We start from the raw sequence: 13827 nt of genomic DNA on the forward strand, positions 1-13827 counted from the left end.
CGCCAACTTCGCCTCGGCCGTCGCCCTTGCCGCCGTTATCGCATTCTGGTGCTGATTGAGTTCGAACCCTACACATGGATGCACATCATGTAGATGATGACGATGCCCATGCGACTGCTAACGGCCAAGAGACCAGCATAGCCGAGGCCTGCAGAAAGAACAGAAATCCGATGCTCCTGCTGCAAGGTGCAGTTAACTAATTATTAACAAGTTTCCGTCACTAGTAACTCAGCGGATCGCGACTTCAAGCGCGTTTGCTGGGCTACCAGGGCGGAATCATGCAGCTCAAACGGCGTTCGTTTATCGCTGGCGCATCTGCCACGCTAATATCTCATCTGACTCCCAATATTGCTCTGGCTCAATCTGGTGAGATGGAGCCGTATTATCATGAGATCATTCAGAACCGAGCCCGCTACGGCAAGGTCTGTCACCTGTTCGGTGACAGCATCATGCGCGGCTGGGCACTGGGCGAGTTCTGGGACGGGGAGAGGGTAGATCCGACAAGAAATGGCAATGAGCCACGAGACCTCAGGCTGGTACAGGGACATCCGCTTTTCCCCTGGCATTCGATCGCGGCCTGCATGCGTGAACTGGCCATGGAGAATCGCCAGAACCAGCTTGCCATCGGCTATGCGGGTGGCGCCGATCCATCCATGGTCCGTACCCTGGTCGAGAACGGCACGATCCGCACTGGCGACTACGTCGTGTTTGAGGATGCCGGGAGGCACGGCGCCGATCCGGTCGCCTACTTCCACAAGGTTCGCAATTGGCGGCAGGCGGTGATCAACCGGGTGAACGCTACCTGCGTCCTCATGACGATGTTCGATTACCGTCCATTTCGAGGTCAGTACCCTGACATGGAGTATGATCGGCGCTATCGGACCGCGGATGGTCGAGCTCTATCGACGAATGACGCTATCCGGATGGCCGCCAACAGCATTTATTGGAAGCGCGGGCAACCTCCCGGCCGGACCATCTTGATCGACATCAACCGCCGCATGGATGAATGGCGTGACTACTGTCTTGCAAGCAGTCGTCTCGATCCCATTCATCCCGATGGCATCCATCCCAACTGCTGGGGGCAGTGGCTGATGGTGCGAGAAATACTGCAAGCCATGGGACGCACTGATCTGCGGACCGTCCGTATCGAGCGGAGTGTCCAACTGGCGGCCGAGAACTGGCGGCTCCTCGGCTATGGCGCTGACCGGCTAGGTTGGTCACCAAGCCGGGCAGCCTTCTACCTGCGGCGGCTGTTCCGCCAGATCTGAGGTGCCCGGACTGGCCGCCTCAGTAGATCATGCCGAGTTCGAGCTGGGCCTCTTCCGACATCATCGAGGGATGCCAGGGCGGGTCCCAGGTGATCTCGACCGTGCAGCCGGGGATGTTCTCGAGCGCGGTGATCTTGTTCTCCACCTCGATCGGCAGCGATTCGGCGACCGGGCAACTCGGTGAGGTCAGGGTCATCGTCACGATGACCCGGTTGTCGTCCTCGATGTCGATCTTGTAGATCAGCCCCAGCTCGTAGATGTTCACCGGGATCTCGGGGTCGTAGATCGTCTTCAGCGTGTCGACGATCTGGTTGCCGAGCTGCTCGACCTCGAGGGTGCGGGCGCGCTGGGCGGCGTCCTCGGGCGTTTCCTGAAGGAATGCTTCGGCGCGATCGAGGCCGGTCTTCTCGTCCATGTCCGCTTCCTCAGCCATACTTGCGCACGATGTAGCGCAGGCTGTCCGCCAGCGCCGCGACGTCCGCCTCGTTGTTGTAGATGCCGAACGAGGCCCGGGCACTGCCCTCCAGGCCGAAGCGCCGGTGCAGAGGCTGGGCGCAGTGATGGCCGGTGCGGATGGCGATGCCGTCCAGGTCGAGCATGGCGCCCACGTCCTGGTGGTGCAGCCCGTCCACCCAGAACGACAGCGCACCCGTCCGGTGCCGTGGGTCGCCCAGGGGATGCAGGCCCGGGATCTGCTGCAGGGCGCGCTGGGCCTCGGCCATCAGCCGGGTCTCGTGCGCCTCGACCGCGCGGATGTCGAACTGGCCGAACCAGTCGAGGGCGATGCCCAGCCCATGGACGCCGGCGATGTCCGGCGTGCCCGCCTCGAAGCGGAACGGGATCTCGCCATAGGTCGTGCCCTCGAAGGTCACCCGGTCCACGATCCCCCCACCACCCTGCCAGGGCGGCATGGCTTCCAGGTGCTCCCGCTTGCCGTAGAGCACGCCGACGCCGGACGGCCCGTAGATCTTGTGCGCGGAGAAGGCCAGGAAGTCGGCGCCGACCGCCTGGACGTCGACCGCCACGTGCTGCACCGCCTGGGCGGCGTCGAGCAGCACCGGCACGCCCGCCGCATGGGCGATCTCGATGATCTCGGCGACCGGGTTGACCGTGCCCAGCACGTTGGAGACCCAGGTGCAGGCCAGCATCTTGGTGCGTGGCCCGATCATCTCCTTGAGCGCTGCCAGGTCGAGCTCGCCCGCATCGGTGATCGGCACCGCCACGACCTTGGCGCCATGGCGCATGGCGACGAGCTGCCAGGGCACGATGTTGGAGTGGTGCTCCATGGTCGTGACCAGGATCTCGTCGCCCGCCTGGAGCCGGGGCTCCAGGAACGACCAGGCCACCAGGTTGATCGCCTCGGTCGTGTTGCGGGTGAACACGATCTCGCGCCAGTCGGCGGCACCCAGGAAGGCCTGGACCTTGCGCCTGGCGCCGTCGAACGCGTCGCTGGCGCGCTGACTGAGATCGTACACGCCGCGATGGATGTTCGCGTAGTCGTGCCGGTAGAACTCGGCCTCGGCGGTGATCACCGCCTCGGGCTTCTGCGTGCTGGCCCCGCTGTCCAGGAACACCATCGGCCGGCCGTTCATCTCCTGGCCGAGGATTGGGAACGCGGCGCGCACCGCGTCCGGATCGAAGGTGAGGGTGTCGCCCGCTGCCCGGACCTCGGTGGCCATGTCGCTCACCCCAGCTCGGCCAGCCGCTCGCCGCCCGGCAGCCGGCTCAGGATCATGCGGCGCACGATATGCTCCACGCTCTCGTCCGCGATCCGCTCCAGCACCTCGCCGGTAAACGCGAAGGTCAGCATCGAGCGGGCCAGCGCCTCGTCCAGCCCGCGCGAGCGCAGGTAGAACAGCGAGGCAGGATCCAGGTCGCCACAGGTGGCGCCGTGGCTGCACTTCACGTCGTCGGCATAGATCTCGAGCTCGGGCTTGGCGTCGATCTCGGCATCGTCCGACAGCAGCAGGCTGTCGTTCTTCTGGTACGAGTTGGTGCGCTGCGCGTCCTTGTGCACGAAGATCTTGCCGGCGAACACGGCACGGCCGCGATCGTCCGCCACGGTTTTGTAGAACTGGTCCGACTGGCAGTCCGGCATCTCGTGATGCATGCGGATCAGCGTGTCCACGTGCTCGGTGCCGCGCGGCATCATCAGGCCGTTCAGGATCGCCTCGCTATGGGTGCCGCGCAGCCGGGCCTCCATCTCGTGGCGGATCAGGCTGCCGCCGATCGAGGCGGTGGTCTGCTGCAGCCGCGACCTGCTGCCCAGCACGAAGCGCGAGCGGGTGATGGCGCTGCGGCCCTGGCCCTGCTCGAGGGTCCGGTCGATGGTGAGATCCGCCCCGTCGGCGATCTCGACCGTCTCGACCTGGTTCATGAGGCTGTCCGCCTGGCCCAGCGCCACCGTGGTCAGGATCAGGCGGAGCTTCGCGTCCTTGCCCAGCCGGATCACGTGACGCGGATGGGTCATGAAGGCGCTCTCGGCCTCGGTGAGGATCGAGATGACCTGGAGCGGCTCGTCGAGCGCCACGCCGTCTTCCAGCGAGATCCACGCACCGTCCTCGACCAGCGCCCGGTTCAGCGCCTCGAAGCTGTGCTCCGGCTCGTCGTTGACGCTGGTCCGGTCGACCAGCTCCGGCGTCTCGGCCAGGACCTGGGCGAGCGGCCGCACGGTCATGCCGGCGGGCAGGCCGCCCAGATGGCTGAACTGCGGAATGGTGCGGCCGTTCACCAGGATCAGCCGGCGCGCCTTATGGCCGCCCGCGAAATGCGGGATGATGAGGCTGGAATCGACCGTGCCGCGCGGCGCCAGGGCGAACGGGCGGTTCGCGAAGCTGGCGGCGTTGGTGTACTTCCAGTTCTCGACGCGCGAGGTCGGCACGCCCAGGGCCTGGAAGCGCTCGAAGGCCGCGTTGCGCTGCTCCAGCGCCCGGCCGGAACTGCCGGCCGCCTCGCCGCGCAGGCGCTCCAGCGCCTCCGCGAAAGCCGGCACCGGCTCGATGGTACGATTGCGCAGGGCACTCATGCCACGACCTCGGCGAACTCAGCGCCCAGCACGCCGCCATAGCCCTGCTCCTCCAGGTCCAGGGCCAGCGAGCGGTCGCCGCTCTTCTGGATCCGCCCCTTGGCGAGTACGTGGACATGATCCGGCACGATGTAGTCGAGCAGGCGCTGGTAGTGGGTGATGATCAGAAAGCCGCGCTCGGGCGAGCGCATCCGGTTCACGCCGTCGGCGACCGTGCGCAGCGCGTCGATGTCGAGGCCGCTGTCGGTCTCGTCCAGGATCGCGATCTTCGGCTCCAGCATGGCGAGCTGCAGGATCTCGTTGCGCTTCTTCTCGCCGCCGGAAAAGCCGCGGTTGACGTCGCGCTTGAGCAACTCTTGACCGACGCCCAGCAGCCCCGCGCGCTCCTTCACCAGCTTCATGAAAGCGCCTGCCGAGATCTCATCCTCGCCCCGCGCCTTGCGGATCGAGTTCATCGCCTGGCGCAGGAAGTACATGTTCGACACGCCCGGGATCTCGACCGGGTACTGCATGGCCAGGAACAGGCCGGCCGCGGCCCGCTCCTCGGGCTCCAGCTCCAGCAGGTCCTCGCCGTCCAGCGTGGCGCTGCCCTCGGTAACCTCGTAGCCGTCGCGGCCGCTCAGGACATAGGCGAGCGTGCTCTTGCCCGAGCCGTTCGGGCCCATGATCGCATGGACCTCGCCCGGCCGGACGGTCAGCGAGAGACCCTGGAGGATCTGCTTGTCCGCGCCTTCGATGGTAGCGTGCAGGTTGTTGATTTCGAGCATGACTTCTTGATCCGATCGGGTGCCGCGGCACCCCCGACTTGTTCAGTGAGAGGCGGAGCCGGCGGTCAGCCGACGCTGTGTTCCAGGCTGATCGCGAGCAGCTTGCGCGCCTCGACTGCGAACTCCATGGGCAGCTCGTCCATCACCTCGCGGCAGAAGCCGTTGACGATGAGCGCCACGGCGTCCTCCTCCGGGATGCCGCGCTGGCGGCAGTAGAAGAGCTGGTCGTCCGAGATCTTGGACGTGGTCGCCTCGTGCTCGCACTTGGCCGAGCGGTTGCGCACCTCGATATAGGGCACGGTGTGCGCCCCGCACTTGTCGCCGATCAGCATCGAGTCGCACTGGGTGTAGTTGCGGGCACCCTCGGCCGACTTCAGGATCTTCACCAGGCCACGATAGGTGCTGTCCGAGGTACCGGCGGAGATGCCCTTCGCAATGATATGCGAGCGGGTGTTCTTGCCGATATGGATCATTTTCGTGCCGGTGTCGGCCTGCTGGCGGTTGTTGGTCACCGCGACCGAGTAGAACTCGCCCACCGAGTTGTCGCCCTGCAGGATGCAGGACGGGTACTTCCAGGTGATCGCCGAGCCGGTCTCGACCTGGGTCCAGCTGATCTTGCTGTTCTTGCCGCGGCAGGCACCGCGCTTCGTCACGAAGTTGTAGATGCCGCCCTTGCCCTCGGCGTCGCCCGGATACCAGTTCTGGACGGTCGAGTACTTGATCTCGGCATCGTCGAGCGTGATCAGCTCGACCACCGCGGCGTGGAGCTGGTTCTCGTCGCGCTGAGGTGCGGTGCAGCCTTCCAGGTAGCTGACGTAGGAGCCCTCGTCCGCGATGATCAGGGTCCGCTCGAACTGGCCGGTGCCCTTCTCGTTGATGCGGAAATAGGTGGACAGCTCCATCGGGCAGCGCACGCCCTTGGGAATGTAGACGAAGCTGCCGTCGGTGAAGACGGCCGCGTTCAGGGCGGCGAAGAAGTTGTCGCCGGCCGGGACCACGCTGCCCAGATACTTGCGCACGAGCTCCGGGTGATCCTGGATCGCCTCGGAGATCGAGCAGAAGATGATCCCCAGCTCATGGAGCTTCTTGCGGAAGGTCGTGGCCACCGAGACGCTGTCGAACACGTAGTCGACCGCGACGCCTGCCAGGATCTCCTGCTCCTTGATGGGAATCCCGAGCTTCTCGTAGGTGCGAAGGATCTCCGGGTCGATCTCGTCCAGGCTCTTCGGGCGCTCCTTGATCTTGGGCGCCGCATAGTAGCTGATCGCCTGGTAGTCGATCGGCTCGTAGTCGACCTTCTGCCAGGTCGGCTCCTTCATGGTCAGCCAGCGATGGTACGCGGCCAGACGCATCTCGGTGAGCCATTCCGGCTCGTTCTTCTTGGCCGAGATCAGACGGATGACGTCTTCGCTCAGACCGTTGGGCGCCATGTCCGACTCGATATCGGTGACGAAGCCGTACTTGTACTCGCCACCGGTATATTCACGGACCGTCTCGAGCGCGGTCGCCATGGATGTCGATCTCCCGATATACGGCCGTCAGGCCGAAAGATGTCCGGACGGGCGCGCCTGCTTCCGTCCCGCTTCGTCGTCCGTGTGGCCATCCATGAAGGCCTCGGGCACCGCGGTCGCCATCTCCTCGATGGATACGGCCGCGAGTGCCACGCGGATGGCACGGTTGATGGTGTTCCAGTTGGTCCGGGTCAGACACACCGAATCGAGGCTGCAGTCGGAGCCGTTCGGGTCCAGGCAGCTCGTGATCGCGATCGGCCCTTCCACCGCCTCGATCACTTCCGCCACCGATACCCGCCGCCCGGCATCCGCCAGGCCGTAGCCCCCGCGCGCCCCGCGATGGCTGACCAGCACCCCGGAACGGACCAGCGTCTTGAGGAGCTTGCTGGTCGTGGGCAAGGGAATCCCGGTCGCCGCGGCCAGCTCGGGCGCGCTCCAGTGACGGCCGGGATAGCGTACGACCTGGGTGGTCAGCACGATCCCATAATCGGCAAGGCGGCTCAGTCGGATCACGCTCTACCAGACCTAGGGAAGCAGCTCGGAACCATTCCAGACCGGAACGGTCCAGTTTCCACTGCTCAATTGGCGTCTGCGGCGATGATGTCAAGCGATCGTGACGCAGGCTGCGGCCAAGAATCCGCCGGACGACCGGCACGGCTTGAGGCTGCCGCCCCGTTCTGCGAGCGTCCTGCCGTCAGTGCTCCCTAGCTAGGCATCCAGAGCCCCATGTCCAAGCCCCTGCCGCTCGACGGCGTCCGTGTCCTCGACCTCAGCCGGATCCTGGCGGGCCCCAGCTGCACCCAGCTCCTGGGCGACCTCGGCGCCGACGTGATCAAGATCGAGCGGCCGGGCGAGGGCGACGACACGCGCAAATGGGGCCCGCCCTTCGTCACGGGCGAGAACGGCGCCGATACCGGCGAGAGCGCCTATTATCTCTGCGCCAACCGCAACAAGCGCTCGGTGGCGATCGACATCGCGCGCCCGGAAGGTGCCGCCCTGGTCCGCCGGCTGCTGGCCGACTGCCACGTCCTGGTCGAGAACTTCAAGGTCGGCGGGCTCGCCCGCTATGGCCTGGCCTATGAGCAGCTGAAGGAGGAGTTCCCGAGCCTGGTCTACTGCTCGATCACGGGCTTCGGCCAGACCGGCCCCTATCGCGACCGTGCCGGCTACGACTACCTGGCCCAGGGCCATGGCGGACTGATGAGCGTGACCGGCGCGCCGGACGGCGAGCCCATGAAGGTCGGCGTCGCGATCGTCGACGTGATGTGCGGCATGTACGCGGCCACCGGCATCCTGGCGGCGCTGCGCCATGCCGAGCGGACGGGCGAGGGCCAGCAGATCGACCTGGCGCTGCTCGACACCCAGGTCGCCACCATGATCAACCAGGCGACCAACTACCTGGTCTCGGGCAAGGCCCCGCCGCGGCTGGGCAACCAGCACCCCAACATCGTGCCCTACCGGGTCTATCAGGCGAAGGACGGCCACGTGATCCTGGCGGTCGGCAACGACACCCAGTTCCGCCGCTTCTGCCAGGTGGCCGGCCTGCCGGAGCTGGCCGACGACCCGCGCTTCGCCACCAACCGTGCGCGAGTCCGCCATCGTGCCGAGATGGACGCCCTGCTGCCCCCGGTGATGGCGACCCGTACCATCCGGGAATGGGTGGACGAACTCAGCGCGCTGGGCGTGCCGTGCGGCCCGGTCAACACCCTGCCGGACGTATTCGCCGACCCGCAGGTGCAGGCGCGCGGCATGCAGGTCGACGTGCCCCATGCCGTGGCCGCTTCCGGCACCGTGCCGTTGCTGGGCAACCCGCTGCACCTCTCCGCCACCCCGGTCCGCTACGAGAAGGGCCCGCCCGTGCTGGGCCAGGACACGGACGAGGTGCTGGCCGAGCGCCTGGCCCTGTCGGCGGACGAGCTGGCCGGTCTGCGCGCCGACGGCGTCATCGGCTAGGGGGCATGGACGCGGCCGCGGCGGGTGCGGAATTCTGGGTCGAGACCGGGCACGATCGGCTGCATGCACGGTGCTGGCCAGTACCGGATGCCGGCCCCGCCCGGCCGCCGATCGTGCTGCTGCACGACTCCCTGGGCTGCGTCGCGCTCTGGCGAAACTTTCCCGGCCGGCTGGCGGCGGCGACCGGGCGACGGGTCATCGCCTATGACCGGCTGGGCTTCGGCAGATCCGACCCGCATCCGGGCCGGCTCGGGCCAGGCTTCGTCCTGGAGGAGGCGAAAGGCGGGCTTGCCGCCGTGCTCGCCCGGTTCGGCATCGGCGAGTTCGTCGCGTTCGGCCACAGCATCGGCGCCGGCATGGCGATCGCCGCTGCCTCTGCCCGTTCCGGCACCTGCCGGGGCGTGATCAGCGAATCCGCCCAGGCCCTGGTCGAGGAGCGCACGCTCGCCGGAATCAGGGCAGCGCAGCGGCAGTTCGCGCAGCCCGGGCAGATGGCACGGCTGGAGCGCTATCACGGCGCCAAGGCGGCATGGGTCCTGGATGCCTGGACCGGGACATGGCTGTCGCCCGAATGGGCCGGCTGGAACCTCGATGCCGAGCTGCGCGCGGCATCCTGCCCGATCCTGGCAATCCACGGGGAGGGTGACGAGTACGGCTCGGCCCGGCACCCGGAGCGGATCGCGGCGCTGGCGGGCGGGCCGGTGACCGTCCGGCTGCTGCCGCGCTGCGGGCATGTCCCGCACCGTGAGCAGGAGGCGGACGTGCTACAGGCGGTCGCGGCCTTCCTGGCCTGAGCGCCCCTGACCGGCCGCCCGGGCCTCAGCCTGCCGCCTGCCGCCCCGGCGCCCGGTAGCTGGAGCTGGCAAAGCACGGGTGGTCGGCGCGCAGGAAGAACAAGTGGAGCTGCCAGAGCAGCCCGTCGCCTGGGCGCCAGAGCGGATCGCACAGGTCGGCCGGGCGCAGGCCCAGCCCCTTCAGGTGCAAGGACATCTCGTCGAAGGTCAGGTTGCGGCCGCCGGCGAAGCCCAGCTTGAAGTTGTAGCACTCCATCATGAGGATCGCGGTCTGCCGCAGGGTCTGCTCGGCCCCCGCCAGGATCGGCAGCTCCGCGCCATGCGTGTCGAACTTCAGGAAATAGGGCGGCGGCAGGGCGTGCTGGGCGATCAGCGTGTCGAGGCGGACCGAGCGGATCTTCTTCGCATCGGGGTCGGTCGCACCCTCCAGCGCGATGCCGCCGGTCCGGTCGGTCTTGAGCATGCCGATCTCGCCGTCATGCTCGGCCAGCGCTGCGACCTCGCCCACCAGGCCCGGCAGCTTCCGGGCCAGGCCGTCCCAGACCGGGCGGAAGCTCTCGTCCATGTCGATCAGCAGGACCCGGGCCCCCGGCCAGTGCTCGACGAAGGACAGGGCATCGTCGCCCTTGCCGGAGCCCAGGCAGACCAGCGTGCCGATCTCGTCGACATTGGCGCGCAGGCGCACCAGGGCCGAGGCGAGCGAGGTCGGGTGCGCCAGCATCGCCTGGCGGGACAGGGCCGGGGCTGCCGGAGCCGCGGCCGGCGCCGGCGTGCGCGGTGCCGGCGGCTCGTCGCGAAACGCGACCGCGGCCCGCCGGAGCCTGGTCAACAGAGCGGATCGGCCGGTCATGCCCGTCTCCAAGGGGTTGCTGCCGCAGGTGCCGCCTGACACCAGCAGCAGGCCCCCTTGGCGATGGCGGCTCGGCATCGTCAAGGCCGGAATGCGTCCTGCTCATGCTGCAACTGCGAAAGGAACATGCACACCCGCCCTTCACCGATCGGCCTCGCGGTGCTATTGGGGCCGCGCTCGCCGGACGGGGCTGGACGTCCGAGGCCCGAGGTTCCTGGTTCATGAAGATCGTCGCCGCCAACAGCAATCGCCCGCTCGCCGAGGCGATCGCCGCGTCCTTGCGGATGCCCCTGACCTCCGCGAGCGTCCAGCGCTTCGCCGACATGGAGGTGTGGGTCGAGATCCACGAGAACGTCCGCGGCGAGGACGTGTTCATCGTCCAGTCGACCAGCTACCCGGCCAACGACCACCTGATGGAGCTGCTGGTCTGCATCGACGCGCTCCGGCGTGCCTCGGCCCGGCGGATCACCGCGGTGGTGCCCTATTTCGGCTATGCGAGGCAGGACCGGAAGCCGGGTCCCCGCACGCCGATCTCGGCCAAGCTGGTGGCAAACCTGATCACGCGGGCCGGTGCCGACCGGGTGCTGACCCTGGAATTGCACGCGGCCCAGATCCAGGGCTTCTTCGACATCCCGGTGGACAACATGTTCACCACCCCGATCATGGTCCCGGACATCATCGCCAATATCGGCACCGAGGACCTGGTGATCGTCTCGCCGGACGTGGGCGGGGTCAGCCGGGCGCGGGGCTTCGCCAAGCGCATGGGCGTCCAGCTCGCGATCGTGGACAAGCGCCGCGAGAAGCCGGGTGCGTCCGAGGTCATGAACGTGATCGGCGAGGTCGCCGGCAAGCGCTGCATCCTGGTCGACGACATCGTCGATTCGGGCGGCACGCTGTGCAACGCCGCGACCGCCCTGCTCAAGCAGGGTGCCCGCAGCGTCCAGGCCTATTGCACCCATGGCGTGCTGAGTGCCGGGGCGGTGGCGCGGATCGCGGCCTCCGACCTGGAGCGCCTGGTGATCACCGATTCGATCCGGCCGACCGAGGCGGTCCGGGTCACCGACAAGATCCGGGTCGTCTCGGTCGCCCAGTTCATGGGCGAGGCGATCAAGCGGATCTCCAGCGAGACCTCGGTCAGCTCCCTGTTCGACTGACCGGCCAGTTCGTCTGGTTCTTTTTTCGATGGCCTGTCCGGGGCCGGGCATGGGGCCTGAGGTGCCGGAGGGGCGGAGTGCAGAGCGATGAGTGACTTCCTGACCCTGAGCGCCGAGGCGCGCTCCAACCATGGCAAGGGCCCGGCCCGTGCCCTGCGCCGCGCAGGCAAGGTGCCGGCGATCATCTACGGGCCGGGCGGCGAGCCCGAGATGTGCGCGTTGGTGTACAATGAGCTGCGGAAGGTCGCCGGCCGGCGCAGCTTCTTCAGCCAGATCGTGACGCTCGACTTCGGCGACGGCCGCAAGGTGCAGGTGCTGCCGCGCGAGGCGCAGTACCACCCCGTCACCAGCGACCCGCTCCATGTCGACTTCTTCCGCGCCAGCAAGGACGCCACGGTGGTGGTCGAGGTGCCGGTTGTGTTCCTGAACGAGGCGAACTCGCCGGGCCTCAAGGTCGGCGGCACGCTCAACATCGTGCGCCGCGCGATCGAGGTGCATGCCCCGGCCGATGCGATCCCGGACGTCATCGAGGTCGACCTGACCGGCCGCGAGATCGGCGACACCGTGCATATCAGCGAGGTGACCCTGCCGCAGGGTGTCACGCCGACCATCACGGATCGCGACTTCACGGTCTGCTCAATCGTCCCGCCGACGGTCGCTCCGGAGGCCTGAGCCTTGCGGATTCCGGGCCCCTCGAGGCGGACATGAAGCTCTTCGTCGGGCTCGGCAATCCGGGCGACCAATACGCGCACCACCGGCACAATGTCGGGTTCATGGCGCTGGAAACCATCGCTGCCCGCCACCGCGCATCCAACTGGCTGCGCAAATGGCAGGGCAGGGTGGCGGATGCGACGCTCGGCATCGAGCGCGTCCTCCTGCTGATGCCGCAGACCTTCATGAACCTGTCCGGCCACGCCGTGGCCGAGGCCGCGCGCTTCCACAAGATCCCGCCGGCCGACATCGTGGTGTTCCACGACGAATTGGACCTGGCACCCGGCAAGGTCCGGGTGAAGCTGGGCGGCGGGGTGGCGGGCCATAACGGCCTGCGCTCGATCCGCGACAGCCTGGGCACGCCGGACTATCGCCGCGTGCGGATCGGGATCGGCCATCCCGGCCACAAGGAAAAAGTGCTGGGCCATGTGCTGGGCGACTTCGCCAAGGCGGAGCGGCCCTGGCTGGCGGCCCTGCTCGACGCGCTGGCCGACGCGGCGCCCATCCTTGCCGCCGGCGACGATGCCGGCTTCATGAACCGGGTGGCGCTGCTGACCGCACCGCCCAAGCCCGAGAAGCCGGCCCGGCCGGCAGCACCGGCCACCGAACGACCCCCCGGCGAATGATCCGCGGGCCCGGCCGTCTGGTGCCGACCAAGCCCGTTACGGATTGAGCCTGCACTCCGTCGCCCTTCCCCCCGGAGGCGACGGAGTGCTGGCTGGCCGCGCAACGCCTCAGGGCGCTGCGTCGACATCGACCTCCGAGACCGCCGAGTCGACGTCGCCCTGCCAGGACACCTTGATCCGGAGCGGGCAGCCGTCGAGGTTGCGGTTGGAGGAACGGTAGCGGTACTGCGCATATTGCGGCGAGGCCGGATCGACCACCGGCACGATCGTGGCCGTGCCCGTGGTCTTGGTGGGCCTGCGGCCGGTGGTGAGGCCAGGATAGGTGATGGTAATGGCAGGCAGCGTGCCGGTGAGGTTCGGCAGGCCGGCGCGATGCACCCAGCCCTGCACCTCCAGCTCATCCTTGCCTGCGTCGGCGCGGTCACGGCACTGGGTGCGCGTGACGCTGACCTCATTGCTGCTGCGGTTCACCGGCTCGCCGGTATCGGCTTCCAGCGTGTGGTAGTAGAGCTGCCTGGTCCCGTTCTCGGAGCCCAGATAACCCTCGATCGAGATCAGGGAGCCCACGGCCACGGTCTTCTCGTCGATCTGGAAGCCGAAGACGTTCATGGGCGCGCTGCCGGGGATGACCGGGCTGGTGCTCCTGACGACCGGCAAGTGGTTGACCGTCAGCGGGTTGTTCGAGGTTACCTCGCCCACGACCACGTTCTCGTTGACGTCGGAGAACACCTCGGTCGCCGTGACGACGCCGCCCGTGCTGCCGCCCGTGACGATCGCGGTGCCGCCGACGAAGCCCTGGCTCCGCCCGGGCAGCGGGTCGTTCAGGCTGTCGAGCGGAACGCCGAGGGCGGTGGGCGTGTCGGCCCGCCCGCTCGGCACGTTGATCTCGATGCCCATCACCGTGATGGAGTTGGCTCCGATCGCGTCAATCGGGCCTTCGATGACGAGTTCCGGCGGCGGCACCTGGGCCGTTGCCGGGGATGCGGCGGCGAGGGCGGCCAGAATGATGGCCGAGCTGCCGGCGAGCGACCTGCAGGACATGGCTTTGCTCCAGGCGGTGCGGGCTTGCGCCGGCTACCGCCGCACGTTGGACGAAGTCGGCTGATGCTGGTGAGCGAAGGCTCAGGCCCCGGTCCTGCCTGGATGCGGCTACGCCCTGCTGCTCTGG

General features: G+C 67.7%; 14 protein-coding genes. 6 read left to right on the plus strand and 8 right to left on the minus strand.

Translation table 11 applies throughout. The features are described from left to right. Nucleotides 1-278: 278 nt before the first annotated feature. Complete coding sequence (locus HLA95_RS20065) at nucleotides 279-1268, plus strand: hypothetical protein (protein WP_191059259.1); 990 nt, start codon at nucleotides 279-281, stop codon at nucleotides 1266-1268. Nucleotides 1269-1287: 19 nt separating this feature from the next. On the opposite strand, the gene HLA95_RS20070 is transcribed toward HLA95_RS20065, so the two are convergent. The 6 genes from HLA95_RS20070 to HLA95_RS20095 form a co-directional block, all read right to left on the minus strand. Continuing rightward, the gene (locus tag HLA95_RS20070) at nucleotides 1288-1683 is read right to left on the minus strand and encodes an SUF system Fe-S cluster assembly protein (protein WP_191059258.1); all 396 of its coding nucleotides are present in this window, start codon (nucleotides 1681-1683) and stop codon (nucleotides 1288-1290) included. A 10-nt stretch (nucleotides 1684-1693) separates the two neighbouring features. Next, on the minus strand, nucleotides 1694-2947 hold the full coding sequence (locus tag HLA95_RS20075) for an aminotransferase class V-fold PLP-dependent enzyme (protein ID WP_191059257.1): 1254 nt from the start codon (nucleotides 2945-2947) through the stop codon (nucleotides 1694-1696). Between the two features lie 5 nt (nucleotides 2948-2952). Continuing rightward, the gene (sufD, locus tag HLA95_RS20080) at nucleotides 2953-4293 is read right to left on the minus strand and encodes a Fe-S cluster assembly protein SufD (RefSeq protein ID WP_191059256.1); all 1341 of its coding nucleotides are present in this window, start codon (nucleotides 4291-4293) and stop codon (nucleotides 2953-2955) included. Continuing rightward, nucleotides 4290-5060 (minus strand): Fe-S cluster assembly ATPase SufC, encoded by a 771-nt coding sequence (gene sufC, locus HLA95_RS20085; RefSeq protein ID WP_191059255.1) that lies wholly within the window; start codon nucleotides 5058-5060, stop codon nucleotides 4290-4292. The genes sufD and sufC overlap by 4 nt, the downstream gene beginning before the upstream one ends. A 65-nt stretch (nucleotides 5061-5125) precedes the next feature. After that, nucleotides 5126-6571 carry a Fe-S cluster assembly protein SufB gene (gene sufB / locus HLA95_RS20090; protein ID WP_191059254.1) on the minus strand — a complete coding sequence of 482 codons (1446 nt, stop codon included), beginning with the start codon at nucleotides 6569-6571 and terminating at the stop codon, nucleotides 5126-5128. Nucleotides 6572-6598: 27 nt separating this feature from the next. Continuing rightward, nucleotides 6599-7084, minus strand: a complete 486-nt coding sequence (locus tag HLA95_RS20095; RefSeq protein WP_191059253.1) for an SUF system Fe-S cluster assembly regulator — start codon at nucleotides 7082-7084, stop codon at nucleotides 6599-6601. Nucleotides 7085-7297: 213 nt separating this feature from the next. Between HLA95_RS20095 and HLA95_RS20100 the strand changes: the two genes are divergently transcribed. After that, nucleotides 7298-8524: a CaiB/BaiF CoA transferase family protein gene (locus tag HLA95_RS20100; RefSeq protein WP_191059252.1), complete on the plus strand. Its 1227-nt coding sequence runs from the start codon at nucleotides 7298-7300 to the stop codon at nucleotides 8522-8524. Between the two features lie 5 nt (nucleotides 8525-8529). Beyond that, the gene (locus tag HLA95_RS20105; protein ID WP_191059251.1) at nucleotides 8530-9318 is read left to right on the plus strand and encodes an alpha/beta fold hydrolase; all 789 of its coding nucleotides are present in this window, start codon (nucleotides 8530-8532) and stop codon (nucleotides 9316-9318) included. Between the two features lie 25 nt (nucleotides 9319-9343). Here the strand turns inward: HLA95_RS20105 and HLA95_RS20110 are convergent, their stop codons facing one another. Then, nucleotides 9344-10168, minus strand: coding sequence for an FkbM family methyltransferase (locus tag HLA95_RS20110; protein WP_222184322.1), 825 nt, complete (start codon nucleotides 10166-10168; stop codon nucleotides 9344-9346). Between the two features lie 221 nt (nucleotides 10169-10389). On the opposite strand from HLA95_RS20110, the gene HLA95_RS20115 reads away from it, so the two are divergent. From HLA95_RS20115 to pth, 3 genes are all read left to right on the plus strand, one after another. Next, complete coding sequence (locus HLA95_RS20115) at nucleotides 10390-11322, plus strand: ribose-phosphate pyrophosphokinase (protein ID WP_191058773.1); 933 nt, start codon at nucleotides 10390-10392, stop codon at nucleotides 11320-11322. Between the two features lie 87 nt (nucleotides 11323-11409). Next, on the plus strand, nucleotides 11410-11994 hold the full coding sequence (locus HLA95_RS20120) for a 50S ribosomal protein L25/general stress protein Ctc (protein WP_191058772.1): 585 nt from the start codon (nucleotides 11410-11412) through the stop codon (nucleotides 11992-11994). Between the two features lie 32 nt (nucleotides 11995-12026). Next, nucleotides 12027-12659 carry an aminoacyl-tRNA hydrolase gene (gene pth, locus HLA95_RS20125; protein ID WP_191058771.1) on the plus strand — a complete coding sequence of 211 codons (633 nt, stop codon included), beginning with the start codon at nucleotides 12027-12029 and terminating at the stop codon, nucleotides 12657-12659. Between the two features lie 108 nt (nucleotides 12660-12767). Here the strand turns inward: pth and HLA95_RS20130 are convergent, their stop codons facing one another. Further along, on the minus strand, nucleotides 12768-13700 hold the full coding sequence (locus tag HLA95_RS20130; protein WP_191058770.1) for a hypothetical protein: 933 nt from the start codon (nucleotides 13698-13700) through the stop codon (nucleotides 12768-12770). Nucleotides 13701-13827: the final 127 nt, after the last annotated feature.

This window comes from Geminicoccus harenae (assembly GCF_019800005.1).
Classification (GTDB): Bacteria; Pseudomonadota; Alphaproteobacteria; order Geminicoccales; family Geminicoccaceae; genus Geminicoccus; species Geminicoccus harenae.